The sequence below is a fragment of the Chloroflexota bacterium genome (assembly GCA_018825785.1).
Taxonomy (GTDB): domain Bacteria; phylum Chloroflexota; class Dehalococcoidia; order JACVQG01; family JAHKAY01; genus JAHKAY01.
This window is the reverse complement of the sequence record JAHKAY010000006.1, coordinates 60,006-85,669: the sequence shown is the minus strand read 5'-3', so window position 1 is coordinate 85,669 and position 25,664 is coordinate 60,006. Positions and strand designations below refer to the sequence as shown.

24 protein-coding genes are annotated in these 25,664 nt (G+C 57.4%); 7 read left to right on the top strand and 17 right to left on the bottom strand.

What is annotated here, in order from left to right; translation table 11 throughout:
• Positions 1-3: 3 nt before the first annotated feature.
• The 11 genes from KJ624_01320 to KJ624_01270 all read right to left on the bottom strand — a co-directional run bounded on the left by KJ624_01320 (position 4) and on the right by KJ624_01270 (position 17,017).
• On the bottom strand, positions 4-3,174 hold the full coding sequence (locus KJ624_01320) for a hypothetical protein (protein ID MBU2008481.1): 3,171 nt from the start codon (positions 3,172-3,174) through the stop codon (positions 4-6).
• A 17-nt stretch (positions 3,175-3,191) separates the two neighbouring features.
• Positions 3,192-5,228: a hypothetical protein gene (locus tag KJ624_01315; protein MBU2008480.1), complete on the bottom strand. Its 2,037-nt coding sequence runs from the start codon at positions 5,226-5,228 to the stop codon at positions 3,192-3,194.
• Between the two features lie 432 nt (positions 5,229-5,660).
• On the bottom strand, positions 5,661-6,815 hold the full coding sequence (locus KJ624_01310; protein ID MBU2008479.1) for a DegT/DnrJ/EryC1/StrS family aminotransferase: 1,155 nt from the start codon (positions 6,813-6,815) through the stop codon (positions 5,661-5,663).
• Between the two features lie 12 nt (positions 6,816-6,827).
• Entirely contained in the window at positions 6,828-8,324 is a 1,497-nt protein-coding gene (locus KJ624_01305) for a B12-binding domain-containing radical SAM protein (protein MBU2008478.1), read from the bottom strand.
• A complete protein-coding gene (locus KJ624_01300) occupies positions 8,321-9,070 on the bottom strand; it encodes a glycosyltransferase family 2 protein (GenBank protein ID MBU2008477.1) in 750 nt (249 codons plus the stop codon). The genes KJ624_01305 and KJ624_01300 overlap by 4 nt, the downstream gene beginning before the upstream one ends.
• Positions 9,070-9,570 (bottom strand): hypothetical protein, encoded by a 501-nt coding sequence (locus tag KJ624_01295; GenBank protein MBU2008476.1) that lies wholly within the window; start codon positions 9,568-9,570, stop codon positions 9,070-9,072. The genes KJ624_01300 and KJ624_01295 overlap by 1 nt, the downstream gene beginning before the upstream one ends.
• Positions 9,571-9,616: 46 nt before the next feature.
• Positions 9,617-10,687: an alpha-ketoacid dehydrogenase subunit beta gene (locus tag KJ624_01290; GenBank protein MBU2008475.1), complete on the bottom strand. Its 1,071-nt coding sequence runs from the start codon at positions 10,685-10,687 to the stop codon at positions 9,617-9,619.
• Between the two features lie 9 nt (positions 10,688-10,696).
• Complete coding sequence (locus tag KJ624_01285; GenBank protein MBU2008474.1) at positions 10,697-11,623, bottom strand: thiamine pyrophosphate-dependent dehydrogenase E1 component subunit alpha; 927 nt, start codon at positions 11,621-11,623, stop codon at positions 10,697-10,699.
• A gap of 32 nt (positions 11,624-11,655) precedes the next feature.
• Positions 11,656-12,642 (bottom strand): SDR family oxidoreductase, encoded by a 987-nt coding sequence (locus KJ624_01280; GenBank protein ID MBU2008473.1) that lies wholly within the window; start codon positions 12,640-12,642, stop codon positions 11,656-11,658.
• 12 nt (positions 12,643-12,654) lie between these two features.
• Positions 12,655-14,181, bottom strand: a complete 1,527-nt coding sequence (locus KJ624_01275) for an adenylyltransferase/cytidyltransferase family protein (GenBank protein MBU2008472.1) — start codon at positions 14,179-14,181, stop codon at positions 12,655-12,657.
• Between the two features lie 55 nt (positions 14,182-14,236).
• Positions 14,237-17,017, bottom strand: a complete 2,781-nt coding sequence (locus KJ624_01270; protein ID MBU2008471.1) for a YfhO family protein — start codon at positions 17,015-17,017, stop codon at positions 14,237-14,239.
• 71 nt (positions 17,018-17,088) lie between these two features.
• On the opposite strand from KJ624_01270, the gene KJ624_01265 reads away from it, so the two are divergent.
• The 6 genes from KJ624_01265 (at position 17,089) to KJ624_01240 (ending at position 21,575) form a co-directional block, all read left to right on the top strand.
• A complete protein-coding gene (locus tag KJ624_01265) occupies positions 17,089-18,075 on the top strand; it encodes an SDR family oxidoreductase (GenBank protein ID MBU2008470.1) in 987 nt (328 codons plus the stop codon).
• Positions 18,076-18,172: 97 nt separating this feature from the next.
• Complete coding sequence (locus KJ624_01260) at positions 18,173-19,432, top strand: hypothetical protein (protein ID MBU2008469.1); 1,260 nt, start codon at positions 18,173-18,175, stop codon at positions 19,430-19,432.
• Positions 19,426-20,022, top strand: coding sequence for an SIS domain-containing protein (locus KJ624_01255; protein MBU2008468.1), 597 nt, complete (start codon positions 19,426-19,428; stop codon positions 20,020-20,022). Before KJ624_01260 ends, KJ624_01255 begins: the two co-directional genes overlap by 7 nt.
• On the top strand, positions 20,009-20,560 hold the full coding sequence (gene gmhB, locus KJ624_01250; GenBank protein ID MBU2008467.1) for a D-glycero-beta-D-manno-heptose 1,7-bisphosphate 7-phosphatase: 552 nt from the start codon (positions 20,009-20,011) through the stop codon (positions 20,558-20,560). The genes KJ624_01255 and gmhB overlap by 14 nt, the downstream gene beginning before the upstream one ends.
• A 134-nt stretch (positions 20,561-20,694) precedes the next feature.
• Positions 20,695-21,132, top strand: a complete 438-nt coding sequence (locus KJ624_01245; protein ID MBU2008466.1) for a ferritin — start codon at positions 20,695-20,697, stop codon at positions 21,130-21,132.
• Positions 21,133-21,137: 5 nt separating this feature from the next.
• Complete coding sequence (locus KJ624_01240; GenBank protein MBU2008465.1) at positions 21,138-21,575, top strand: hypothetical protein; 438 nt, start codon at positions 21,138-21,140, stop codon at positions 21,573-21,575.
• 102 nt (positions 21,576-21,677) lie between these two features.
• On the opposite strand, the gene KJ624_01235 is transcribed toward KJ624_01240, so the two are convergent.
• The 6 genes from KJ624_01235 to KJ624_01210 all read right to left on the bottom strand — a co-directional run bounded on the left by KJ624_01235 (position 21,678) and on the right by KJ624_01210 (position 24,407).
• Positions 21,678-22,091: a rhodanese-like domain-containing protein gene (locus KJ624_01235; GenBank protein MBU2008464.1), complete on the bottom strand. Its 414-nt coding sequence runs from the start codon at positions 22,089-22,091 to the stop codon at positions 21,678-21,680.
• Positions 22,088-22,468, bottom strand: coding sequence for a transcriptional repressor (locus tag KJ624_01230; protein MBU2008463.1), 381 nt, complete (start codon positions 22,466-22,468; stop codon positions 22,088-22,090). Before KJ624_01230 ends, KJ624_01235 begins: the two co-directional genes overlap by 4 nt.
• A complete protein-coding gene (locus KJ624_01225) occupies positions 22,465-22,887 on the bottom strand; it encodes a rubrerythrin family protein (GenBank protein MBU2008462.1) in 423 nt (140 codons plus the stop codon). The genes KJ624_01230 and KJ624_01225 overlap by 4 nt, the downstream gene beginning before the upstream one ends.
• 61 nt (positions 22,888-22,948) lie before the next feature.
• On the bottom strand, positions 22,949-23,575 hold the full coding sequence (locus tag KJ624_01220; protein ID MBU2008461.1) for a flavodoxin family protein: 627 nt from the start codon (positions 23,573-23,575) through the stop codon (positions 22,949-22,951).
• Positions 23,576-23,857: 282 nt separating this feature from the next.
• Positions 23,858-24,130, bottom strand: a complete 273-nt coding sequence (locus tag KJ624_01215; protein ID MBU2008460.1) for a hemerythrin domain-containing protein — start codon at positions 24,128-24,130, stop codon at positions 23,858-23,860.
• Between the two features lie 16 nt (positions 24,131-24,146).
• Positions 24,147-24,407, bottom strand: a complete 261-nt coding sequence (locus KJ624_01210; protein MBU2008459.1) for a hypothetical protein — start codon at positions 24,405-24,407, stop codon at positions 24,147-24,149.
• Positions 24,408-24,955: 548 nt separating this feature from the next.
• Between KJ624_01210 and KJ624_01205 the strand changes: the two genes are divergently transcribed.
• Positions 24,956-25,540 (top strand): molybdenum cofactor guanylyltransferase, encoded by a 585-nt coding sequence (locus tag KJ624_01205; GenBank protein MBU2008458.1) that lies wholly within the window; start codon positions 24,956-24,958, stop codon positions 25,538-25,540.
• The last annotated feature ends 124 nt before the right edge of the window (positions 25,541-25,664 follow it).

Here is a 25,664-nt window from a genome sequence, read left to right as displayed (position 1 = left end):
CAATCATGGTCTGGGGGACACGGCCCCACCCACATAATAGGCCAGGTACTCAACCTGGGCATATATATTCTCGCCCTCTTCGGGGCTGAAATCCCCAAACAGTATCTTCTTCTCCTTGTTACTGTTGGCCAGTGTCACCATCGCCACCTCCATCCCGTCAACATACGCCTTCAGGGTATCTTCAACGATGGTTAGCCTGTAGACGTGGAACCCATCAGTAGTGTCTAACTCATATGCTTGTCTAAAATCGTTCACGTCGCGTATCTCAACTCTATCGTTGAAGAAGCTAAGTTTCCCCTCTCTCTGGCCATCTATGAGAGAAAGTGCTCCCCCATTGAATCCTGAAGCGGGTGCCTCCAGAATCCTCATCTTCACCTCGAGGGTAGAACCCAGGGAGTTGTCAAATTCCTTGATGGGATAGCCGGTTCCGGCCGGTTCATTTTCCTTGCCCACGGTCCTGATTACGAAGCCGCCTTTGGCCGATGTCCATGGAATGTCCTGCTCTTCTTCACCACCTTCCACAGTCTTGATGGACGACCCATCCGGGGCCTTAGCCCCGTTAACGGAGTAGGCCAGGTAGTCCACCCTGACACCCATATTCTCACCTGCGCTGGTGCTGAAATCGCCGAACAGGACTTGCCTCCCGGTAGCCTGCTGGCGCAGGGTCGCCGCAGCCACCTCCGCGCCATCCACGTACACTCTCAGACTATCCCCAATGATGGCTATCCGGTAGGTGTGAAAATCATCGGTAGTATCCATCCAGCTGAATCTCTTGAACTCACTCTGGTCAAGAATATTAATGTGGTCGGTAAAGAAGGCTATTTTTGCTTCCCTCAACCCATCGGAAATCGACAGCATAGCCCCGTCAGAATCGGTTTTGGGGCCATCCAGAAGCTTAAGCCTTACTTCAGCCGTGCTGCCCACGGCGTTATCGAATTCTGGCACAAGTTGTGAGAAGTGTCCTAAATCAGTACCCCTGGTAGCTACTGTTAGCACACCATCTACAACCGACTTCACAGAAAATGTCCCATTCCCTGCCCAAGCGGCAGGGGGAGCATCGGGTGACATCTGCATATCAGTAAACATGGTCCATATTTCGGCTTCCTCTGGCTCCTGTTCCCCTTCTGGTGGCAGTGCCCCACTGGCAGAGTAGGCCACATACTTGATTTGTGCTGCTATATTCTCGCCCCTAGTGCCGACATTCCCTAAGAGGACCCTCTTATCTTCTGTTTCAGCACTAAGATAGCTGGAACCAACCTTCTTGCCATCCACATATGCCTCTACCGTATTTCTCCTTAAGGTGAAACGGTAAACATGAAAATCGTCCGTCGTGTCTATTTCATACCTGGTTCTCAGAACGTCATATTGAATTCTAAATCCGTCTCCAAAGAAAGACACCTTTAACGGCCTTCTTCCGTCCAGGAGCTGAAAGACCAGGGCATTGGGGTCAGTGTTCGGTGCCTCTAAGAACTTTATCTTTATCTCGATTGCAGAACCAGTTTCATTATCAAACCTCGGCTCAGGCTGCTCTATAACATTTTGTTGCCAATTATGTTGAGAGGTCTCTACCGTCCAGAATTGGCCTTCAAATGGCAAAAACTTGAAAGTCCATAGCTCGCTTTCGCTTCCGTGGCGGACCCGGTGAACCCAGAAGGACTCATTGAAAGCTACTGCGGACTGGAAAGCGCGGACCGGCTCCACGATGGTTTTACCTCCATCCAGGAGGGCATGATACGGGAAGTTGGTAATGAGAAAGGGGCTATCTCCTCTTAAGTCCAGGTTGCTGATTAAGGCTGGAGAAAATGTCTGTGCGAATTCTTCGCTCTCACGAACGAAGGAGACTGCTTCCTCCCTCTCTGATGCCAGGGAATAGGCGTAGCCCCCCGTATACAGGCTGAGTGTTGCACCCACATGGTCGGGAAAAACATAGGGCGTTTCTTCAGGATAATTGGCCTGCCACCATTGGGCCAGATTCTTGGATTGGGAGAAAGAGTCTCCAACCTCAGCATAAACAGCCCAGAATCCAGACGCGCTCTGGATAGCCAGAATGACCACGACAATGATGGTCATCCCTTTCACGGAGAAACCTTTCCTCATGTCTGCAGCTAGAGCAAATAGCCCAAGGGTGCCCAGGAGTAGAATGCCAAAATGCCGGGTGTAGCCGGGGTGCATCACTGACCAGGCAAGCAGGTTGCCTCCCCAGAGGGTGGCAACACCCAGTGCAATAGGCTTGCTTATGCGAAACAGGTGCCATAGAAACCGTACCGCCAACGCGATAACCGCTAACCCGATGAGATAGGTGGCAACTTTGTATTCTGATATCACACCGGACAAGAGCGATTGAGGCTCGGACCAGGAAGTTGGTTCATACCAGTGTGGTGAAGTCATTATTGGAATATAGAGGAAGCCATCAAGAAACATTCTGGCGGTCGTTGGGAGGAGATGCGGTATACCCCAGTATCGAGAGGCATCAGCCCGATAGGCCACAAGCCATGGCGCTTCGCTGAGGTCTGCAGGAGGCAGCGCTGTGGCAATACTGAGCCCTATGCCTAAGGCGACAATGCCGGCCCCCATAGCCCGTGTATGCCACTGCTCCTCCGAACGCTTGGCAAACAGGTAGACAGCGAGGGCGATAGCAAGTACCAAACCGACATTGCTGGAAAGAGACATGAAAAAGAGCGTCAATGCTTTCCACAGAATGCCTCTTCGGATGCGCAGTTCCAGCATCACAAATATCGCCAGCAGTAAAGCTGTCACTCCATATACTCTGGTTATGGCGCTGTATTCGTACATCAGGAAGAATGAAGAGCCCACTGATGCCCTGATAATAAGGGGCAGGCGTGGAATACCATAAAAGATGACGCCCAAGAGGATGATGGAGAGACCTAGATGTAGCCACTGCCCTGCGACCACCGCGTCCAGGCCCAGCATTTTCATACCATATAGCATGCTGGGCCAGAGGATGTGTTCTCTTCCGTATGATTGCCAGTGCAGCAGTTGGCCGAATGACTGACTATCTCTCACCATCAGGGGTAGCTGTGCCTCAGTCCGCCACATTTCGTGCTGCAAAAGCCCAAAGACCCGGAATGCCACCAGCGCCAGGAACAGAAGATGCTTGGGCAACCCTCCCAACATTTCTTCTCGTAATCTTGATAGCCTTTTCATCTTCTCCATTTTCCAGCCCACATCGCCTAGAAGTCTAAAGACATGTGATATTCCTGAAATCCTTTAGGATTAAAGCGAATTTCTTTGAAGATATAGCCTTTCTCTCTATCCTGGATTGAAAAGCGGCTCCTTCCAAACTCAATGAAAGTGTGGGCATAGTAGTACGGCTTGCGGTAACCCATCCGATAAAGCTTTCCCAGGGGAAGTTCAATATTCTGTAGGTCCTCATCCGTGATGTCTTGAGCCTTTTCCAGCAGCTCCCCATTAACAATCACCCCGAAGGTTCCAGCATCTTTCACCAATACAATGTGGGTCATTCGGCTCCGCCCTATGGTTATCGGTTGACTGCTGAAAACCCGCCCGTCAATGATGTGCCCGTAGCTGCCCTGGGAGTAGCCCAGGACCACCCTGGCCCTGCCGGCTATGTCCCCGGGGAGGTTCCTCGACTGGTCGAAGTAGAGCCGTAGCCACCATTGCTTGCCAAATCGTTCCACGCCAGGCTCAGCCGAAGCACCAAGCACCTCCAGATAATCCTCGGTGATTTGTGGGTGCGGCATGATGCCAAACGTAATGCTGAAGTCATCACTGGCATTCCCTGATGGGTAACGGCTGAGCTCCGTGATTGAAGGCGAGGCCTGGCCCTCGCCCCATTCCAAAATATGAGTAGCTTGCTGAAAACTCTTGGTGATGCGGGGGTCTGAGAGGAATAGGTCCGGCAGTATATCCGCACCCCAAGCCAGCTTCTCCTCGGGCGGATAAGTTGGAACCGAAATTAACAGGCTATTGTCCCTGTTCTCAGGCTGGGATAGCCAGTCTCTAGCTGTGTAGTAAATGGTGTTGGGATAGGAACGGTATCCCATGTACTCATGCAGAGTCCAGGATATTTTGGCTACATTAACATTGATGAAAAAGACCCCAGCCATCAAAACCACCACTCCACCATACTTGCCCAGGAAGTAAGAGCCGTCTCTCCTGGCCAGAGCCCACCCCTGTGAGAAATAGCGCTCATAGAAATGAGCGCCAATGAAGAGGAGCAGCATACTCGGAAAGTAAGCATGCCTCGCTTGACTTAGAACATAGGCCACCCCCCGACCGAGAAATATCATAGCAGTGTAGCCAAAGGCCCAGAGGGCCAGCAGGAATAACCACAAGCCCCGGCCCCTTTCCGGTCTGCGCAACGCGATAGCCAGGGTCAACAGGACCAGATATACCAGAAGGTTGAGCTTGACCAGGCCCGGCTCCATGGTGTTCATTGAGAAAGACTTCACTGTAAATGGCACATAGAAGGACAGTTCATCAATTACCACCCTTGATGTGGCAAAAACGTTGTGGCCGAACACCGTGTTGAAAAACTCGATGGGCACTGCGGCCAGGGCGAGCCAGGCGCTCTGCCCACTCAGGACATGCTCCGGCAGCCCCGCATATCTAGGCACGAGCCACAAATACAGCCCGCCATAAACGAAATAGACCATTGCTACCAGACATAAGTTCTGCAAAATCAGGCGCTTCTTACTAGCGGCTGCCCAACCGAGTCCCACAGCAAAGAGGAAGATGAATGCAGGGACTATCAAATTCAGCTCGTATAGAAACAATGCCACAAAGGCGAACGAATAGGAAACATATAGGAAAGCCCTGTTGGAACTCTGATAGAACTTGAGCAGACTGAGCAGAGCGGAAAGGCTCAAGGTGACACTGAGGAGGGAGTAGGAGGCTATCGGCCAGGCAATCAGGGGAAGATGAGTAAATAGGGAGATGAACACAAGGGCAGTAAAGAAGGAAAAGAGGAGCTTTCGAGACAGGGCGTAAAGCAAACCCAAGAGAAGCGTGCCATTGAGGGCATGCAGGCCAATGATGACCAGGTGGTAACAAATGAAATTCATACCAAAGGCCTTTATCTGAAAGAAGTGGAAGAGCCAGGCCAGGGGCTGGAATCTGGGGTGGCCGAAAAACTCCATAAAGGCTATCTGGGCAATATCTTGAGGAAAAGTGAGGTCTTGGAAGATGGCGAATATCTCAACGTGGTCGGACCTTGGCGTATCAAAGAGGGTGCTTCTATAAAGCACCGTGATAAAGACAAAAAATGCCAGAAAGACCCACAAAGGGAAGAGGGCACCCCGGTGAAGTGCCGACCTTCCTCCTAATATATTCAAAGAGCGTTCCTTTCTCCCTTTTGCCATGCCGGCTCCAGCCTGCGGCGGCCAGCTATGCCAGTTTCCCAGAACAGCCAGAACACGGGCCTCAATGCGCTAGAAATATTCCATAGCGAGCTTATACTAGGCCGTCCAAGCAGCCTGAAGTCTCCCAAATGCTGAGCGCTTTGTTCCTTGCCGCCACTCAGCATGCATCTCTTTGCCTCGGGCCACATTGTTTTGGCTGGTTCCAAGGGCCCTCCGTTGGCCTTCAGCAGCCTGAGGCTGGTAGAAGACCGAGTCCCAGACCACCTCGCATATGCCCCGGACATGACATCGTGACGCAATTAGCTGCAGCAATTTCCATCATTCTCCGTAGAATTCTCCTACCTTGCCAACGACGTATTCCAGCTGTATCTCTGTTAGATGCTGGTGCACGGGAAGGGTGATAATGGACCTCGCCTGAGCCTCGCACAGGGGGAAGTCGCCCTCCTTGTAGCCAAGATAACGCGATGCCTTCTGAAGATGAATGGGTATGGGATAATGGATCTTGGCCTCTACGCCATTGGAACAGAGATACTCATACAGATTGTCTCTATCCTTGGCTTGAACTACGTATGTATGGAACACCTGCCTCACCTGAGCTTTGCGGGGAGGCACCTTGATCAACTCGCCCAGTTGCGAAAAGGCCTCATCATAGACCCGAGCGTGCCTGATGCGGGCCTCGGTGGCGGCCTCCAGAGCAGGCATAAGTCTTAAGGCAACAATCGCCTGAACTGTATCCAGCCGGCTATTGTAGGCGAAGAATTCGCATTCGTCCCGGTTTTTCAGGCCGTGATTTCTCATCAACCGGAGTTTCTCGGCCAGCTCATCAGAGTCGGTAGTGAGCACCCCACCGTCCCCCCAGACGTTGAGATTTTTGAGCGGGTGCAGGCTGAAACAACCGGAGATGCCAAAGGAACCGACGGGCTTTCCATTGATAGAAGCGCTCACTGCCTGGCACGCATCTTCAATTACCAGCAGTCCGTACCTGTGCGCTATCTCCATTATCCTGGGCATATCGGCGGGGTTTCCCGTAAGGTGCACAGGGAGGATGGCCCTGGTGCGCGGCGTGACAGCTTCTTCAATCAGGTCAGGATTGATATTGTAATCATCCCCCGCGTCCACAAAGACAGGCCGGGCTCCTGTATTTGCGATGGCTGCTGCTGTGGCGATGAAGCTGTTGGGAACAGTGATAACCTCATCTCCGGGCCCAATGCCCACAGCCTTCATTGTAAGGAAAAGCGCATCTGTCCCTGAATTCACCCCTATGGCCTGTTTGGTCCCGTGCAGGGCGGCGAACTTCGCCTCAAACTCGGCTACCTCCGGGCCCAGCGTAAAGTTACAGACTTTGAGCTGCTCCCGAAGAGCCCGGAGGATTTCGGTGGCGTTGGTCCCCCTGGGAAGGTCCATATAGGACACTTTCATCTTGCCTGGCCGGACATCAAACTGCTGAAGCAGGTACGAGTACCCCACCTTCATTCTTGCCTCCTTTCACAGCTCCTGGCATTGACTGTTCCTTCGCGGGCTTCCCTTATCGATGAGAAGCTGCTCATCGCTATGCTTGAAGGTCTCTAGACTGAACGTCTTGCGAAGGAGCCTGACCACGTCCCCTACCTTCAACTTCACCGGATAAACTCGCTTCCGCACCAGATACGCTTTGGCTAGGACATAAGCCCAGAGGAAGAGTCTGGTGTGGGGCCGATAGATGAGCCGCTTCACTACCAGGTTCCTCAGGAAGGGGAACCAGATGACGAGAAGGCCCAGCTCGGCCAGGTTCTTCTGCACGGCCTTTTCTTTCTCGGCAAAACAGGAAAGGGGGGAACGGTTCATATAGGACATATGGAGCTGGGCATAGTTGCCCTTCCATATCCCCTTCTCAATACAGAAGTCACCCAGTTCTGTCCTGGGATAGGGGTGGAAGATAGGGAACTCGGCATACGAGACCTTGCATTTGAGGTTCAGGTCCAGGGTTTCAATCTCATTCTGTATCGTGGCATAAGGAAGGCCAATGATATTGTTGGAGAAGGTCTTGATGCCAGATTTGCGGCAGATATGGAAGGCGCGGATGATCTGCTCATCGGTCATGTTTCGCTTCAGGACTTCATTGCGGAACTGGGGGTTCCCCGCCTCAATGGACATGCTGATGGAGAAGCAGCCTGCCTCCTTGAGCAATTTGGCCACATCCTCCGTCATCAGGTCCGCCCTGGTGAGGCAATGGAAGGGGAGGCCTATCTCCCTCCTGTATTTTTTGGCAAAGTCCTCCAGCCAGTCATCCACCCGGTAGGCGAAGATATCGTCGTAGAACTTCACCACATCCAGACGATACCGCCTCTTTACCTGGGCCACCTCTTCTATGACGTAGTCCACCGAGTGCCTTCGGACCAGCTTGCCCATGCCCCGGTAGAGCTTCCTGAAGGCATGGTTGAAGCAGTAGGTGCAGGGATAAGGACACCCCCGGGAGGCCATGAAGCTCTTGAGGGGGAACTGCCCCATCTCTGTGGTCTTATAGAATAGCTCCCTATCGGGGAAGGGCAGGCTGTCCAGGTCTTCAAAAAGAGGCCGGAGGCCATTCCTTTGCCCGGCGCGGGTGACGATATTCCGAATTCCGGAAATATCCTGCCCTCTCTCCAGGGCCCCCAGTAGCTCGGGGAAGGCCTCGTCCCCCTCACCCACACAGACCGCGTCCAGGGTGCTCTCACTTATGCACTCGGGATAGAAGGTAGTATGGGCCCCACCCATGATGGTGAAGATATGAGGGAACCTGGCCTTAACTACCTTGTTAGCCTCTATGTAATATTTGTGCTCACCCGTGGAGGCACTGTAGGCGACTATGTCTGGTTTAAGCCCGGCGATTCTATCCAGCAGGTTTTCCCGGCTGATGACTGCCAGACGGGTTCTATGGCCTTTCTTCTTGGCCAGAGCAGACATCAGCATCATGCCAATGGGGTCAATGAAATCTATAGTCTGGACAACGAACAGGATTTTCACCGGATTATCCTCTTGGGGCGCTTGTTATACCTCTTTCCACCTCGGATGCGGATATCCCCAAAGAGTCTGGCCACAGTTGTGAGCACATTCCGGATGTTCTTCAAGCTGAACATAGTAGTGGTGCCAAATTCTCTCTCCTGGATTTGTATGCCCACCTCAAGGTAGCTGTGCCCTGACCTGAGCAGCCGCGTTAAGGCCTCAGCCTGATACGCGAAGCCTGTGGACGAGATGGGGACAGAGCGAATTAACTCTCTCCTGTGGATGACAGTTCCCGTGTAATACTTGACCCCCAGTCCGAACAGGAGGTTCATGGTCAGTATGAAGAGGCGGGAAATCAGCCTTCGGTGCCAGGGTCGGATGCGGTCATTGGTATGATACGGGATGATAATGTCTGCCCAGCTTACATGGCGCAAGAGTTCCGCCATGGAATCAGCGGGGAACTGATTATCCCCCGGAAAAAGGACCACGTAGTCGTTCTGAGCCAGTTCCACCCCCCTTCTATAGTTGTAGCCCAGGCCCATGTTCCTGGGATTGTGCACCACCCTGATGTTTGCGTCTCGGGTCGCCAGGGTTTCCGCCAAGTCTCCTGTGCCGTCCGTGCTGCCATCATCGAAAATCAGGATTTCGTACCGGCTGAACCTGTCGTCCAGGGCTGCCAGCAGCGCCTCCACGGTGGGCCCCACAGCCTTTTCCTCGTTGAGAGCAGGGATGATTACGGAGATGGACGGCCTCATACTCTCCTTCATCACCCCTTGGTCGTCTCCACCGATATGGCTTCCAGGGCACGGATATATGGGACTTCGGGGTTCTGACCGTTATGCTTCATCCGGTTCCACCGGATGATGTATTCAATTACTGATAGAGCCCGCTTGAAAAGGACCCCCTCTCGATATTCGTGAGCTAAGTCGAGCCCCAGATGGAAGAGGACGCCAAAGAAAGCGGCCCATAGCAGCGTGGAGTGAGTCCACATTGGCAGAAAAGCCAAGAAAAGAAGGAACTCAACGGTGTGGCACAGGCTTAGCCCGAAGAAGCTGTCCCTCTTGGCAATCTCGTGAAGGACCTGGTGGAATTTTGTGGCTCTCCTCAAGCTGAAATTCTGGAACCCGTTGCGGTAGAGGTAGTCCAGGTAGTGGTCACCATCAACCAGGGTCGTGGCCGCCAGGAAAATGAGGCTGTGCGCCCCCCAGGCCGGAATGAGAAGGAGGGAGGCAACGCCGCCGATTACGAGATGGTCCTTGACCTGCATCCCCAGATTACAGCCTTCTGACAACCGGAATCATGGCATCCTCCAGCTAAAATGGGCCTGTAAATCCCTTGTCCCACGACTCTTGGGTCCGGGCTGAAGCACGAGGCCGCATGGGCTCTTTCCCCCTCCCCACGACCGTTCTCACCGCAGCAGCAATATCTTCGGCACCGGGATAAAACTCCTTTTCCAGGCTGGGACAGGTGGGAGTTGGTGAATTCGGGAGGCACACCCGTCTGATGGGGGCCTTCAAGGAACCAAACACGTTGCTGGCTACCCGGGCAGACACTTCAGCGGCAACGCCACAGGTTTCCCAGCCTGTGTCCGCCACCACCAGCCTTCCAGTCTTTCTAACCGAGTCAAAGACCAGTTCATCGTCCAGAGGGCTTAGGGTGCGGAGGTCAATTACCTCAGCAGCTATGCCATCGCTCTGCAGAAGTTGCGAAGCTTGTAAGGCTTCCAGCACCATCAGGGAGCTTGCCACCACCGTGACATCTCTTCCCTCACGCCGCACTGCGCCTTTCCCCAGAGGGACGGTGTACGTTTCCTCTGGGACCGGTCCCACGGTGTCGTAAAGCCTCCGGTGTTCAATGAAAATGACCGGGCAATCATCCCCAATGCTGGCTAGCAACAAACCCTTGGCATCGTAGGGAGTAGCCGGCATGACAACTTTCAGGCCGGGTGTGTGCACGAACAGGGCCTGGAGGCTCTGCGAGTGCTGCGGACCCTGGCCCCATCCCCTACCAATGATGGCACGAATCGTGAAAGGAACCTTCATGCGGCCGCCCGCCATGTAGCTCCACTTCGCGGCATGGTTGACCAACTGGTCCATGGTCAGCAGCAGGAAGTCGTTTCTGGCGTGGACCATTATCGGGCGAAGCCCCGAGAGGGCAGCACCTATCCCCACACCAGTGATAGCGTTCTCCGAGAGAGGAATGGTGAAGACGCGTTTCTTGCCGAACCTCTTGAAGGCAGGCCGGGTGCTGCCGAAGACACCGGTGGGGTCATCCACCCCAATGCCCATGACGAAAACTCTCTCGTCGCATTCCATGGCCTGAACAAGGGCTTCACCAATCGCCTCTACGTATTTAGCCTGCCGGATTGCCTGGTTCTCCTTCATGGACAAGACCTAATAGACGTCCTGCAGAAGCTCGTCCATCTCCGGCTCCGGGCTGCTTTTCGCGAAGGTTACAGCCCTGGCGACCTCTTCATCCACTTCTTCCCTAATCAAGTCAAGGTCGCTTTGGCTGCAAATCCCAGCACTGACCAGACTCCTTTCATAAGTCAAAATGGGGCATCGGCGCATCCATTCCTCCAGTTCCTGTTTGCTTCTGTAGCCCAGGTCATAGTCATAGTCAGGCCCAACATGCCCCCTCCACCTATAGGTGCGACACTCCAGTAGAGAAGGGCCCTTCCCCAAACGACAGCGTTCCACGGCCTGGAAAGCAGCCTCATAGACTGCCAGCACATCGTTCCCGTCTATTTGAGTGCCGGGAACCCCGTAAGGCTCGCCCCGCTGGTGGATGTTGTCTTTAGACTGGCGGGCTGAAATATGCGTATGGGTAGCGTACAGGTTATTCTCGCAAACGAATATGACAGGCAAACTCTTCAGAGAAGCAAAACTAAGGCACTCCGTGAAAGAGCCCTGTTCCGCCCCGCCGTCGCCGAAAAGGGCCACTGCCACTCTGTCATTCCCTTTCATGCTGAAGGCCAGGGCCGAGCCCACAGCCAGGGGTATGGACCCGGCTACAATGGCGGAAGAGCCCATCATCCCAACCTCGGGGTCAGCCAGATGCATGGAGCCGCCCTTGCCCCGGCAACAGCCTGCGGCCTTTCCATATAGTTCGGCCACCATGCGCTTGAGGTTTCCGCCCTTGGCCAGATAGTGGGCATGGCAGCGGTGAGTGCTGTAGATTACATCGTCCCCTCTCAAGGCGGCGCAAACACCGACCGCCGAGGCCTCCTCGCCAATGGAAAGGTGCACTGCACACTTCATCTCCTGCTCTGGATAGAGCTCACCAATCTTCTCTTCGGTGCGCCGAATCAGAAGCATCATCCGGCAAAGATTCAGGTGGAATTCCTTGTTCGTCACCGTTTATCGCTCGGCTGAAGAGCTTTCATGGTCCTGATGTTGTAGAAGATATCGTCATCGGGGTCGGGGAACATACCCCCGTCAAAGGCCCTCTTGATGTCCTTTATGGCATCCCGAATCGTCCTCCGGGGCTCCCAGCCCAGCTCTCTTCTTATCAGCCCCGATGATATACGATAGGACCGGTTGTCCGTGACGTTGCTATCCAGGTAGATTATCCCACCGGCCTCCTCCTGAGCCATCTGGGCTATTTCCAGGACGGTGTGGTTCTTGGCCCCGGCGTTGAACACCCGGCCACCTATCTTCTCCGCCGGGGTTTCCAGGAGGAAGAGGTAAAGGTCGGTGATGTCATCAATATGGACATTGGGCCGATACTGGTCGCCGCCATGAACGGTTATCGCCCCGCCGGCGATGGCCATCTTGGCCATCATATTGACAATTACGTCAAATCTCATTCTGGGTGAGACACCGCATACAGTTGCTGACCGGATGGAAACGGTGACGAAATCCCTGCCGGCGGCGCTGGCCACGATTCTCTCTGTCTCGGCCTTGAGCCTCGCGTAGAGGGTGAGGGGGGCGAGGGGGAGGTCTTCGGTCACCGATTCCTCTTCCTTTACGCCGTATACGGCACTGGATGAGGCGCTGATGAACCTCCGGACGCCCTGCTCCTTGGCAGCTCTTACCAGATGCTCCACCGCATCCCGGTTTACTGATTGGGTCATGGCTGTGTCAAGCTCAGAGCAGGGGTCATTGGCTATGGAAGCCAGGTGGATGACATCGGTGCAAGAGGATAGGAGGGAACGCATCAGAGTATAGTCCCTGATATCGCCCTTTACAGTGGTGACATTCTCCACACCCTGCAGGTGATTGCCGAACATCATGCTATCTATCAACGTGACCCTGTATTCCCTGGCCAGCTTGGGGACCAGGATGCTGCCTACATAGCCACAGCCACCGGTTACCAGGATATGTTTCTCCGATGTCATGCTTCCCTTTCTTTAGGCTGCAAGAAGGGCCTTGATGAATTTGAAAAGGGGAACAGGCTCCACGGGGGTCCTGTTGCCCACGATGCGGACGGCCAGGGCCCCTACCGCATTGCCAATAAACCCCACCAGGTCCCCAGGGAACCCCGCCGCCACGCAGGGGGAGGTGATGGAAAAATAGGCATCGCCGGCGCCAACCCTGTCCTTTACTTCCAGGGAAAAGACGGGGATCTCAAAGAATCCCCCCTCCCTGTCATAGACCAGTGATCCCTTGTGCCCCTGGGTGACAGCCACCTTACTGCACCCTGAGCTTTTGGCCAGCATTGTATTTATCTCCCTGAGGTCCCCCGTCCTATCGTGGCAGGCCAGGCGGGCCTCGGCCTCATCAAGGCAGACATAATCGGCCCGGGGATATTTGGTAATAAGATTGAAGCCCATGTTGGCACTATTGGTCTGGGCATTCACTGCCAGGAAGCGGGACTTCTCACACACAACATCTATTATTTCCTGGGTCATAAACCCATGGCCGAAGTCGTTCACTACTACCAGGTCATATTGGGATATGCATGCATTCAGATAGCCTTCTATTTGTTTGGCCACGGCAGGGGGCAATTCGTGGCTGTTCATGAAACAGACCTCAAACATCTTGCTCAGGAAGGCTGGGTCAACAAAGCGCCGTTTCACAACGGTAGGGGCATCCTCCCGGTAGAAAAACTTCCCCTTTATATTCGGCCTGAGGTGTTGCAGGATGAATTTCTCGTAATTGTTCTGAATGCCCAGGCAGGTGAGCAGGTGGACATCGGCGCAGAAACCCGCTACGTGGTTGGCTGAGGCCAGGATGCCCCCGGCAAAGGTCTCCTCTGAAATGTACTTGGCGGGGATGAGGTTTTCCTTGGGGGACCTGGACATGGGGACACAGTAATGGTATTCATCGATGATGGTGTCCCCCAAGACCAGCACTTTCAAGGGAAGGAGTTTCTGGAACCATTTGATTGCTTCCTCGGCGGAATACCTCTGGCGGAAATCCCTCAGGAACTTCTCCGCCGCCTCCGGGTAGACGCTGAAATGGGCATTGAGCAGGCTGGTGGAGCTAAAGGTTAGCTCGTCGGTGAAATGGGCCTTCCCCCCAACGGAGAGGATGGCCTGTTCTTCCTCTTTAATCTTGCCCGTAAGATCGTCCTCGGGGTGCCGGTAGTCACTGCCCTTGGCATAGATATCGGGCCTGAGCTTTCTTATCGTCTCTACCGACGTGGGCCAGTCATTGAAGGCCACATAGTCTATGACCTCCAGGGCGGCAAGAGATTCAGCCCTGAGGCGTTCTTTGAACACCGGCCTTCCCGGCCCCTTGTCCACATAGGCGTCCCGGGTGATGGTAACCACCAGGACATCCCCCAGGCCCCTGGCGGCCTGAAAATGCAGGATGTGTCCGGGATGCAGGAGGTCAAAGACGCCGTGGCAGTGGACTACCTTCTTGCCCTCTGCTTTGCACTGGGAGACTATTTGCGCCAGTTCGTCCAGGGGCACTATTTTGTGGTTCTTCAAGGTTAACCCTCTTTGGCCTGGGGCTGAGGATGGGTCCGGTCGGGCATGACCCAAATTATGCCAAGAGTTGTAAGGAACCGGAAAGGCCCTTTTGGTTCCTTTTCCTGAACATCAGGGCCAAACAGGCCACCCCAGCAAGAAGGGCAACAGCCAGGCCCAAGGCAAGACTGCGGGGGAAGTAGCTCATGACGACGGTGTGGTCCCCCTTGTCCACCATCACCGCCCGGACCAGGCCGTTGGCCCTGTATATCTTGGCGGCCTTGCCATCTATATAGGCTGTCCAGCCGGGATAAAAGACATCGGTGAGGACCAGAATCCCAGGGGTCTCCGATTGCGTCTCCATGACCACCCTGTTGGGCTGGTATTCTCGGATGCGGGCAGTCCCCCGGCCTTCCTGGGGGCTGAAGGAAGCCTCCTGCTCCAGCACCACCCGGCAGAGCGGGTCAAAATCGGGCCGGCTCAGGGCCTCCTGGGCTTGCTGGTAGGAGGAGGCGTATTCCACCTGGTAGACGAGGAACGCTCTAGGGAGGACAGAAGGGTTTTCATACACCTTCGCCTCACCGTCATAGACAAGGGGCATATCAATGGAGACGGGTGATGGAGCCAGGATATATTTCACCCCCAGGAAGGAGTAGAAAGAGGCCCGTTCCTGGATTTCCTGATAGAAAGACGACTCTTCAGGCTTCAGGTAATCCGGGATGCCGGTGAACCAGAGCCTGTCTATAGGCACCGTATGGGGCCCCGGGAGGAGGCTATTCTCCGCATAGTGCTGGTAGGAGTTCACCGATAGGGCGTTGATGAACCGCACATCGTAGACCCCCAGGGCGCCGGCATAGTTCGGCATCAGCACCCCATCACCCCCAGCTATCCGGTAATAGCCCGCCTTTTCCCTCAGGAACTGGACATAGGGTGCCTCGGTAAAGGGGTCATAGCGCTGGGGAAGGCCTTTTGGGGCCGTGGCATCGATGATGATATAAGACAACACAGGTGCCAGAGCAAAAAGGACGGCCCAGCGCCCCTTCCCCCTGGCCAGGGCGAATACCAGGGGCAGACCGATAAGAAGGGGAATGAGGGTCAGATATTGCCAGGAGATATTGTAGCCTTTGGGAATATGGAACCAGAGTTCCAGGACGGCCAGGGCTCCCATCCCCCAGGCGGCCTTTCGGTTTCCCGCCTGAAGGGAGAAGACCAGGATAGAGGCTGTCGTCAGGGCTACTATGGCCACCAGGCCCCCTTCTCCGGGGAAGGGGGGTGGGGAGACCAGGGCCAGGGCGATGAGCAGGAAAAGCACCAGGGCCAGGGCTACGGCCACAGAAAGGACAGAGGCCCCGCCCCTCTTTTCCCTGGGGAAGAAGGAGGCGGTAATAGCTGTGCCTCCCGCCCCCAGGGAGAGGGCCTGGAAGTAGGCCGCGACCAGCTGGCCTTTCAAAGTAAGGGGACCTGGGAGTGAGAGAAGCCTGGGCCTGAGGATGACCCAGGCCAGGCCCAGGCCAAGGAGGACCAGCCCCACCCCCAGGAGACGCAGCCTACCTGCGGAGATGCCACCTTTCATCCCCGGCCCGGGTTCTCGCCCCAGGCTTTCCAGGCCGATAGCCCCGGCTACGGCGAAAGAAAGGGCCCAGGCCGGAGAGGCCCACCGGTCGCTCCAGGCTTGGTCAAAGATGGGCAGATAGCCCAGCCATTTCGCCGGGGGCACCCCGAAGTTTTTCAGCAGGACCACAAGGCCGGCCAGGAAAAAGAAAAGGCCGTAGGCCCCCAGTCTTCCCCTGCACAGGAGTCCCAGGAAGGCCAGAAAGACGACCACCACCCCCAGGTAGCCTCCCAGGAAGTCCCAGATGCCAGTCTGGGGGAATTCCCTGAAAATTGTGTGCTCCTGGAAATAGGTGGGGACGAGCAATGAGACAGACCAGGCATACGGGATGGGACCCTGAATACCCACCGGGCCCCCCGGCGGATGGACATGGAAAGAGTTTCCCATCAACTCTATAAAAGGCAAGGTCAGAGGCGCCGAGAGGCCCAGCCCCAGCCCAAAGGAAAAGACATATCTCCCCCCTTGCCTTAATATTGCTCTTACCCCTTCCCCTGCCCGGAGGACACGGAAAAGGAAATAGGCAGCGGCCAGGGCCAGGGAATACAGGGCCGTCTCCGGCTGTCCCGCTAGGAGGACCAGGCCAAAGGCCAGGGCGGAGCAGGCGATATATCTGCCCCCCTGGTTTCGGACCAGCTTCTCCGTCGCCAGGAGGAGGCCCGGCACCAGCATAGCCACATTGGCCATCTGCTCCAGGTTGATAAACCAGACCAGGCTCCCCGAGAACATGTAGAAGACCCCTCCCAGGAAGGAACTGGCTGGCGAGAGGGAAAGAGCCCTGAGGAAAAGGTAGGTAAGAAACCCCGCAATCCACAGCCGGCCCAGGAGGAAATAGTCCCAGGTCCAGGGAGGCAGGATATCCTCCGCAATCTGGTAGGGGAAGAAGGCCCGGCTGCTATACTGGGCGGCCAGAGGTGTCCCCGCCGCCTGATAGGGGTTCCAGAGGGGGAGCTGGCCCCGGCGGTATATCTCACCCACCAGGCGGTTAACAGGAAACTCGTAATAGGCCGGGCTGGCCAGGTCCAGATTGAAGGTGTTCTCTATCCTTCTGCCCAGGTAACCGTAGGGGCCCTCCGCCACTACCCCATGGGGGTAATAGACGGAGGCTACCAGGGTCTTGCCCATAAAGACCACCTGGGGATAGGCCACAGCGATGAGCAGGGCATAGAGTAGGGCCACCCGGAGGTTTTCATGGTCCTGAAGGCGGCGGGCTGTCCTCTGGATGAAAAGAAGGCCTTTGAGCCTCATAGCCAGGCCATCATAGTGGACCCTTTGGAGCCTTGACAGGGCCCATTTGGGTCAGAAGAATAGGGGACAGTATGAGGGCACTGGTTACGGGAGGGGCGGGGTTCATCGGCAGCCACCTGGCGGAGCGTCTCCTGGCCGAAGGCCACCAGGTGGTGGTCCTGGACAACCTCTCTGCCGGCCGTCTGAAAAACCTGTCCCACCTCCACGATAGGAAGGGCCTGTCCGTCCACCAGGCGGACGTGGCGGACCTGGACAGTATCAGGCCCCTTTTTGAGGGGGTGGACTGGGTCTTCCACCTGGCCGCCCTGGCCGATATTGTGCCCTCCATTGTTTCCCCTCTGGCATACCACCGGGCCAATGTGTGGGGGACGGCGAGCGTCCTGGAGGCCTCCCGTGCGGCGAAGGTGAGGAGGTTTATCTATGCTGCCTCCTCTTCCTGCTACGGGTTACCCAAAATATTCCCCACCCCCGAGACGGCAGAAATCCAGCCCCAGTATCCCTATGCCCTGACCAAGTATGTCGGAGAGCAGTATGTCCTCCACTGGGGAAGGGTTTATGGACTGCCCGTCCTCTCCCTGCGCCTTTTCAATGTCTATGGGCCCCGCTCGCGGACCTCGGGGGCCTACGGGGCGGTCTTTGGGGTCTTCTTGGCCCAGAAGCTCCATGGGGAGCCTTTCACCGTGGTGGGGGACGGCACCCAGAGCCGGGACTTCACCTTTGTTAGCGATGTGGCGGAAGCCATGGTCATGGCGGCACGCTCGGACCTGAGGCAGGAGGCGCTGAATGTGGGCAGCGGCCAGACTCATAGTGTCAACCGCCTGGTGGAGCTTTTGGGCGGGCGGGTGGTCCATGTCCCCAAACGGCCGGGGGAACCTGACCGCACCCATGCCGATATATCCAAGATACAAAGTCTTCTGTGCTGGCAACCCAGGGTCTCCTTTGAAGACGGGGTGAGGGTCATGCTGGAGAACATTGAATACTGGCGGGAGGCCCCCCTCTGGACCCCCGAGACCATCGCTGAGGCCACCAGGGCCTGGTTCCAACACCTCTCAACCTAGCGGCTGAAAGGCCCTTTTGGGTCGTTGACACTGGTGCTGGTGGATGTTCTACTTCCTTTTGTCTTCGGGGGCGCGGGATTGGTCCTCTAAAAGCCGAATGCTCAACGGATTAGCCACCAGATTTAAAGCTGATGACATGGCCCTCCAGGGTGCCGTGATGGCGGGCTTTGGCCTGACGGTCAACCTTTTCAGCTACCTCTACCAGCTAGCTATGGGTGTGCTCCTGCCACCGGCGCAGTACGGGATCCTGTTCACCTTCACCTCCCTTCTGGTGATTGTCTCGGTCTTTTCTCAGAGCATTGCGGCAGCGGTAGCCCGTCTTACCTCCCAGTTCAGGGCCAACGGGGGCCTGGGGCAGGTCAACTATCTCTTGCGCTACTCCCTGAGGCGCACCTTCTACCTGGGGCTGGGGGGTTTCGTCCTGCTGGGGGGCCTCAGCCCCGTGGTGTCCCGGTTCCTGAAGGTGGAAAACCCGTCATATGCCCTCATCCTGTTCTCCTCCTTGATGGTGGCCTTTGTCCTCTCGGCGAGCTGGGGCACCCTCCAGGGGTTGCAGCGTTTCCTGGCCCTGGGCTCCAGCCAGACCCTGCATGCCGTGAGCAAGCTCCTCCTGGGTGTCCTCTTTGTCGGTCTGGGGCTTGGGGTTGGGGGCGGCCTGGCCGCCATACCCCTGTCCTTCCTTCTGGCCCTTGGTTTGAGCCTCTTTTCCCTGCGGGACCTGAGCCGGGTGGGAAAGGAGAAGGCAGAGGTGGCGGGGCTGGGGGCATACACCGGGCTGGCCTCCCTGGCCATCCTGGGCATTACCATCCTGGTCAACGGTGATATGGTGCTGGCCAAGCATTACCTCGGCCAGGAGGATGCTGGCACCTATTCTGCCATCGCCGTCCTGGGCAGGATAGCCTTCTATGCCCCCTGGGGCATCACCTGGGCCCTCTTCCCCAAGACAGCGGAGGCCAGGGAGAGGGGCACTTCCCCCACCCGTCTCTTTCTCCGGGCCCTCATCCTCACCCTGGCCCTGGCTGGTGCTGCGGTCTCCTTTTTTGCCCTTTTCCCCGAGACGGCGGTCCGCTCTCTCTTCGGAGAGGAATACCTCCAGGGGGCCCCCTATCTCTTTCGCTACAGCATAGGCATGGCCGCCCTGGCCGTTTCCTTTCTGGTGGTGAGCTATGCCCTGTCCCTGGGCCAGACAGGGGTGGTCTATTCTGCCCTCCTGGCGGCCGGGCTCCAGGTCAGCTTGCTGGTCATGTTCCATGCCCGCCTTGGCCAGCTGGTGGATGTGGTGCTGGCCTCGGGCCTGGTCTCCCTGGTGCTGATGGCCCCCTTCTACTTTTCCGGGAAGAGGAGAGTTCCATGTTGAAGGTCCAGTCCATAGCGGAACTTGCCAATAGCTACCTGGCCCAGGTGGGGGAGAGCCTGGCCAGGCTGCCGCTGGAGAAGATAGAGCCGATTATCCTCCGCCTGGAGGAGGCCCGGCTGAAGAGACAGCAGGTCTTCATCTGTGGCAACGGGGGCTCGGCGGCCACCGCTTCCCATTTTGCCTGCGACCTGGCCAAGGGGGCCATGGTCCCCCACAAGCCCCCCATCAAGGCCTTTCCCCTCACCGATAGCCTGCCCCTCCTTTCTGCGTGGGCCAACGACCTTTCCTACGATGAGGTCTTCGCCCGCAAGCTCGCCCCCTGGGTCCAGGCCGGGGATGTGGTCATAGGGATAAGCGGCAGCGGCAATTCCCGGAATGTCCTCAATGCGCTCCGCCTGGCCAAAGAGGCGGGGGCCACCACCATCGGCCTCACCGGCTTTGATGGTGGGAAGCTCAGGGACATGGTGGATATCTGTCTGGTGGTGCCCAGCCGTTCTATGGAACAGATTGAGGATGTCCACCTCCTTCTCTGCCATCTTACCACTACCTGTCTGAGGGAAATCGGGGGGACCCCCGATGCGGGGGTATAGGGCCGTCTTTCTGGACCGGGATGGCACCCTGGTCCGGGATGTCCACTTCTGCCGGAGGGTGGAGGACCTCCACCTCCTGCCCGGTGTGCCGCAGGCGGTAAGGCTCCTCAACGAAGAGGGTTTCAGGGTGGTGGTCATTACTAACCAGTCGGGCATTGGCCGGGGCTACCTCACCAGGGAGACCCTGGCTGCCATCCACAGGAAGCTGGGAGAGGAGCTGGGCCGCCGGGGTGCCGTGGTGGATGCTATCTACTATTGCCCCCATCACCCCGAGGAGGGGTGCGAGTGCAGAAAGCCCAGGCCAGGGCTGTTTCTTACAGCCATCAGGGAGCTGGGCTTGGACCCGGCAGCCTCCTATGTGGTGGGGGACAGAGAAAGGGACCTGGAACCGGGCAGGAACCTAGGGTGCAAGGCTATCCTGGTGAACACCGGCCCCCCGGAGAAACATGTGGCTGCTGACTTCACCGCCCCCAGCCTCCTGGAGGCGGTGCGCTGGATAATAGGGGACGGGGTCTCCCCAGAGAAACCCAGGCGCTGACCCCGAGGCCAGCCCCAGCCCTGGGACCAGGCCTGCAAACTGCCTCTTGCCACAGGGAGAAGAGAAAGGGTAAAATAGGCGCGTCGTGCCTGCCCGGTGGCGCAAAAATCTGTAATGATAGGCTAGGAGGCGAAATGAAACCGGAGGAAACGCGCAAGCTCATCGACGCCCTGAACCAGGACGTAAGCCTGGAGCTGGGGGCCGTCATCCAGTACCTCTGGCACCACTACATGGCCGAGGGTATGGAGAGTCCCGCCGTCATTGACCTCTTTGAGAAGCTGGCCCGGGAGGAGATGGGGCATCTGGAGGGGTTTGCCGAAAGGGTTGTGGACCTGGGTGGGGAGCCCAACAGCCAGATGGCCCCCATCAAGAAGGGCGGCGACCTGAAGAAGATGGTCCGGGACGATATGGAGGGGGAGCGCAATGCCATCCAGGTCTACAAGGGCCACATCCGCCTGGCCGCTGAGCTGGGGGATACCACCACACGGCTGATGCTGGAAGAGGTGGTGAGCGCTGAAGAGGGGCACGCCGCCCTCTGGGAGACCACTCTGGGAATCAAACCCGGGGAGTAGCACCGGTGGCCACCGCTGACACCCAGAAGGTTATTTCCATCCTCAACGAGGGGGTGAGCAACGAGCTGGGGGCCATCATCCAGTACCTCTGGCACCACTATATGGCCGAGGGCATGGCCAGCCCGGCCATCATTGAGCTCTTTGAGAAGGTGTCCCGGGATGAGATGAAGCACCTGGAGCAGTTTGCGGAGAGGGTAGTGGCCCTGGGGGGCGAGCCCACCACCAGGATGCGCCCCATCCGCAAGGGGGGCGACCTTGCCAGGATGGTGCTGGACGACCTGGAGCTGGAATACGAGGCCAGAGAACTCTACCTCCGGCACATCCCCCTGCTGGCCCAAGCGAGGGACAGCACCTCGCGGCTCCTGATTGAGAAGGCACTGGCCGATGAGGAAGGGCACATCAGGACCTTTGAGACCCTCCTCTCCCGGATAAAGAAGCCCTAGCCAAAAGTGCTGCCAGCCCTCCCGGCAGGGGTTGCCACAGGGCTGGGGTTGCTCGTGGCCCTGGCCGTCGGGGCACAGGCTACCGTGGCCTGATTCAGACCCTTACCTTGCCCAGTCCTCCAGAGGATAGCCCTGCCGCTGCCAGGCAAGCATTCCACCTTTCAGGTCCAGCACCTGAGTATATCCCAGCTCTACCAGCCGGCGGGTGGCAATCTCGCTCATAGAGCCGGTCATGCAGTAGACAGCTATCTTGGCCCCCTTATCGGCGGGTAGCCGGTTGCGATTGTTGTCAATTTCATTGTAGGGGATGAAAGTATCAGTGCCTGGAATCCTGCCTTCATAGGGGATGTGGACATTGACCAGGAGAAAGTCTTCCTGCGCCAGCATAGAATGGAGGGCCTCCGGCTCTATGCTGCGGTAGCCTGGCTTGGCTCCGTCCCCTGCCCCCGACCGGCAGGCTTCAACAAGCAGCAACGCAATGAGCAGTAGCAGGCTCAGGGTTCTCTTGTTGTTCACGAGACACCGCCCGTGGCTGTAGTGCGGCAGGCGGGGCAGAGGCCGTAGAGGACCGTGTAGCGCCCCTCAAGAGTGAAGCCCCCTTTGCTCTCCAGCTTCTTCCCAACCTCTTCTTCCCAGTCCCAGAGGCGGGCGCAGGCTCGGCAAAAGAAGTGGCTGTGGGGCGAGGTATCGCCATCATAGCGGTTGAAGTCGCCACAGGCTATCTCCAGGGCCAGTCCCTCCCGGCGGAAGAGGTCCAGGTTGCGGTAGACCGTCCCCAGGCTGAGCCGGGGCAGTCGCCGGCGGACCAGCTCATAGAGCTCGTCCCCCCGGGGGTGGGTCTTGAGCCCCTTCAGCTCCTCCAGAATCACCTCCCGGGCCCGGCTCCGTCTCATTTTCCGAAATACCTCTTGAGTAGTCCCTCCAGGGCCCGGGCGTGGCGTCCCTCGTCCCTGCTGGACTCATCAAAGAAGTCGTGGGCGGGGTCCACCCCCAGCTCCTTGGCCTTCACCACGGCCTCCTTCTTTCCACGGTTGGCCGCAGCCTCGCCCTGTAGCATCCTCTCCAGGTTCTCCCGGGTGCTCGGGGAAATCCTGCCTGCCAGCTCGGCATACCCCGCCGCATGCCACGCCTCCTCCCAGGCGATGCGGATGAGGGCCTCTCCCACTTCGGGATAGCCCTCCCGCTGGGCCTGACGGGCCATGGCCAGATAGAGCCCCACCTCCGCCGTCTCCTCCCGGAAGTTCCCCTCCACCATCTCCTCCACACCCGTCCCCTTCACCACCCCTATCTTCACCTCGTTCACCAGCTCCATACATGACCTCCTCAATAACGAGAATTATTACCTATGCTAAATCAATCGTATGCTAAATCAATTAAGTGTTGCCTGTCAATGAGTCCTGGTCAACTGGTGGATTGGGGGTGGCCAGGGATTTTCCGGCTTGGCGGGCTTCATCCAGGGCGATGGGGTGGTGGAGGATGGAGCGGTAGGGGTCTATCTGGGGGTAGAGGAATTCCCCGGAGAACTCCAGGTCCAGGGTGGCGAAGAAGCTCTTCACCGTGAGGCGAGCCCCGTCGAAGTTTCCCAGCCCCTTCCTCCCCCCCACCGACAGCCACAGGCCTTTCCGCCGGCTGCCGTCTCGGGCGAACATGTTCCGCTTTTTGACGATATACTTCTCCATCCACAGGGCCTGACAACGGTCCACCACGGCCTTGGCCTGGGCGGGGAGGCCCAGGAAGAAGACAGGGGCGGCCAGGACCAGGCGGTCGGCCTCCTTCAGCTTGTAATGAATGGCCTGCATATCGTCGTCGATGATACAGACCCCGGTGTGGAGACAGCCATCGCAGTTCTGGCAGGGGCGGATTGCCAGCCCTTCCAGGACGATCTTTTCGGTGCTGGCACCTGCCTCCCTGGCCCCCGCCAGGGCCTCATCTACGAGGATATCGCTATTTCCCCCCCGCCGGGGGCTCCCCGCCAGGCCCAAAACTGAAAGAGTGGTCAACGCCCTTATTATCCACTTCAGGAGGGTCCTGTGGCAATGGGCAGGCCGTCCTCGGGGGAGACGGGGTCATAGATGTTCTTGGTCCTGATGGCCAAGGGCCTCCTCTATGTCTCTAAGGTCCTGAGGGCTGAGGAACCTTTCCGCCAGGGGGAAGAGGACCTTCTCCTCCTTTTCAATATGGCTCCTGAGGAGCCGAGGATATGCCTTAGTACGGGCACCAGGGAGCGGGCCTTCTCCAGAGATACCTGTGAGGGGGCTCCCCGCGCGGCCTTGAGGCCCTCTTTAAGGGCGTCCTCGGCCTTCCATAGGGAGAGGTGCTCCTCCAGCATGGCTTTCATCGGTCCACCCCGGGCCGATGGCCCTCTCCAGCCGGGGGAAGAGGCTCTCCTCCTCCTGGGAAAAATGCGCCTCCAGCTCCCCATCGCAGAAGGCCAGGAACTCATCAATAGGTTCCAGGGGGCGACCTTCTCTGTCCAGAGAGGCCAAAGCCCTTTCCAGATGGGCCAGCATTGCCTCCCCCCGGCGGTGGGCCTGCTTCAGGGCTTCCAGGGCCACTCAGGTGCCCGCCTCGCTACGACCCCGCAGGGTAGTATTTGATGACGACGGCCGCTGCACCCCCTCTGGAGTCCATCTGGGCCACAACAATATTGTGTTTTCCGTCTGTTACAGCCTTAAACGTGACTTCTCGGTCATCATAATAGACGGCCTGGAATTCAAGGCCTCCCCCGGCCGGGTCCTCCACTCCAACCGCCATAATCTGCCCTGGGGAGGGTACGTCTACTGACACCGCCACAATGTCCCCTTTCCTCAGGTCAATGGGGATTCTTTCCATTGTACCGTCACGAAACAGGAGTTCATATGTTGTCGTAGTAGCGGGAGGAACAGGGGGAGGAGTAACTTCAGGAGTAAGAGGAGTGACGGGAGGCGGGGCAGGAGTAACGGTGGGCGTGCCGGTAGGAGTGGGCGTTGAGGTGGGGGCAGGCGTGGGTGTTGGGCTAGGTGTGGGCGTGCGAGTAGGGATGGAAGCAGGAGTTTGCGTGGGGGCAGGAGTAAGAGTTGGGGTAGGTGTAGGCTGCCTCGCTCCGCAGGCAACGGTCCATACGCCCAAAGCGGCGAGCAAGAGCACAATGACAACAAATCTGACTATCCGCTGCCCTCTTGACCCTTGATTTCCCATTTCAGCTCTCGGTAAGGACGTGCCAGCCGCGTATACCCACCTGTGCCGATAGTAAGACTCCGGGACTCGGCTGTCAAGGATGTGCTATCCCACCATAGGAACCGTATTTGTGCCCCTGTTTGATATGGGAAATCCAGGGTTGTAGAACATACAAAAAAGAAGCGACCAAACTCACAAAACGGCTGGGGAGATGGTCTGGTAAAATGGGAGCAGTGAAGCCGGTGGTGCTCATCCTGGCCGGAGGGAAGGGCCTGCGCCTGGGCCGTGAGAAGGCGGGCGTATTGCTTGAGGGAGAAACCCTCCTGGGACGGGCCGTCCGCCTGACAAGGCCTCTGGGGGAGGTGTGGGTGGTGGGGGATGGGCGACCCCTCCCCCTTCTCCCAGGGGTGAGGATAGTAGCGGATATTCTCCCGGGGAAAGGCCCACTGGGGGCGCTCTACACCGGCCTGCTCCTCTCCCCCAGCCATTATGCCCTGGCCCTGGCCTGCGATATGCCCTTCATCAGGCCCGAGCTCCTGGGCTATCTTCTCTCCCTGGCCCCCGGCTATGATGCGGTTGTCCCCCGGGTGGGGGAGCTTTTAGAGCCCCTCCATGCCGTCTACTCCCGAACATGCCTCCCCGTCCTCAGAGACCTCCTGCGCCAGGGAAAGCTCTCCCTTCTGGAGGTGTTCACTCGAGTGAAGGTGCGCTATGTGGAGGGGAGGGAGATGGGGGACACCCTCCCCTTTTTCAACATCAATACTCCCCAGGACCTGGAAAAGGCCCAGACCTGGCTGAAAGAGACTTGAAAAGGGGCGGATTTTGTGTTACAATAGCACAAGGCCCTGAGGTAGGGACCTTTAAACCAGTCCGGTGAGGCTGGTAAGGGAGACAGGGTGGAAAAAAAGTACTATAACCCCTTGCCAGCCGCGG

Bases quoted from the DNA above. Each gene is read 5' to 3' on its own strand.
- KJ624_01205 (MBU2008458.1), top strand. From the start codon at position 24,956: ATGGGAGCAGTGAAGCCGGTGGTGCTCATCCTGGCCGGAGGGAAGGGC.
- KJ624_01210 (MBU2008459.1), bottom strand. From the start codon at position 24,407: ATGGAAAGAATCCCCATTGACCTGAGGAAAGGGGACATTGTGGCGGTG.
- KJ624_01230 (MBU2008463.1), bottom strand. From the start codon at position 22,468: ATGAGACGGAGCCGGGCCCGGGAGGTGATTCTGGAGGAGCTGAAGGGG.
- KJ624_01320 (MBU2008481.1), bottom strand. From the start codon at position 3,174: ATGGAGAAGATGAAAAGGCTATCAAGATTACGAGAAGAAATGTTGGGA.
- KJ624_01265 (MBU2008470.1), top strand. From the start codon at position 17,089: ATGAGGGCACTGGTTACGGGAGGGGCGGGGTTCATCGGCAGCCACCTG.
- KJ624_01255 (MBU2008468.1), top strand. From the start codon at position 19,426: ATGTTGAAGGTCCAGTCCATAGCGGAACTTGCCAATAGCTACCTGGCC.
- KJ624_01300 (MBU2008477.1), bottom strand. From the start codon at position 9,070: ATGAAGGAGAGTATGAGGCCGTCCATCTCCGTAATCATCCCTGCTCTC.
- gmhB (MBU2008467.1), top strand. From the start codon at position 20,009: ATGCGGGGGTATAGGGCCGTCTTTCTGGACCGGGATGGCACCCTGGTC.
- KJ624_01280 (MBU2008473.1), bottom strand. From the start codon at position 12,642: ATGACATCGGAGAAACATATCCTGGTAACCGGTGGCTGTGGCTATGTA.
- KJ624_01310 (MBU2008479.1), bottom strand. From the start codon at position 6,815: ATGAAGGTGGGGTACTCGTACCTGCTTCAGCAGTTTGATGTCCGGCCA.
- KJ624_01245 (MBU2008466.1), top strand. From the start codon at position 20,695: ATGAAACCGGAGGAAACGCGCAAGCTCATCGACGCCCTGAACCAGGAC.
- KJ624_01290 (MBU2008475.1), bottom strand. From the start codon at position 10,687: ATGAAGGAGAACCAGGCAATCCGGCAGGCTAAATACGTAGAGGCGATT.
- KJ624_01270 (MBU2008471.1), bottom strand. From the start codon at position 17,017: ATGAGGCTCAAAGGCCTTCTTTTCATCCAGAGGACAGCCCGCCGCCTT.
- KJ624_01295 (MBU2008476.1), bottom strand. From the start codon at position 9,570: ATGCAGGTCAAGGACCATCTCGTAATCGGCGGCGTTGCCTCCCTCCTT.
- KJ624_01285 (MBU2008474.1), bottom strand. From the start codon at position 11,623: ATGATGCTTCTGATTCGGCGCACCGAAGAGAAGATTGGTGAGCTCTAT.
- KJ624_01225 (MBU2008462.1), bottom strand. From the start codon at position 22,887: ATGGAGCTGGTGAACGAGGTGAAGATAGGGGTGGTGAAGGGGACGGGT.
- KJ624_01260 (MBU2008469.1), top strand. From the start codon at position 18,173: ATGCTCAACGGATTAGCCACCAGATTTAAAGCTGATGACATGGCCCTC.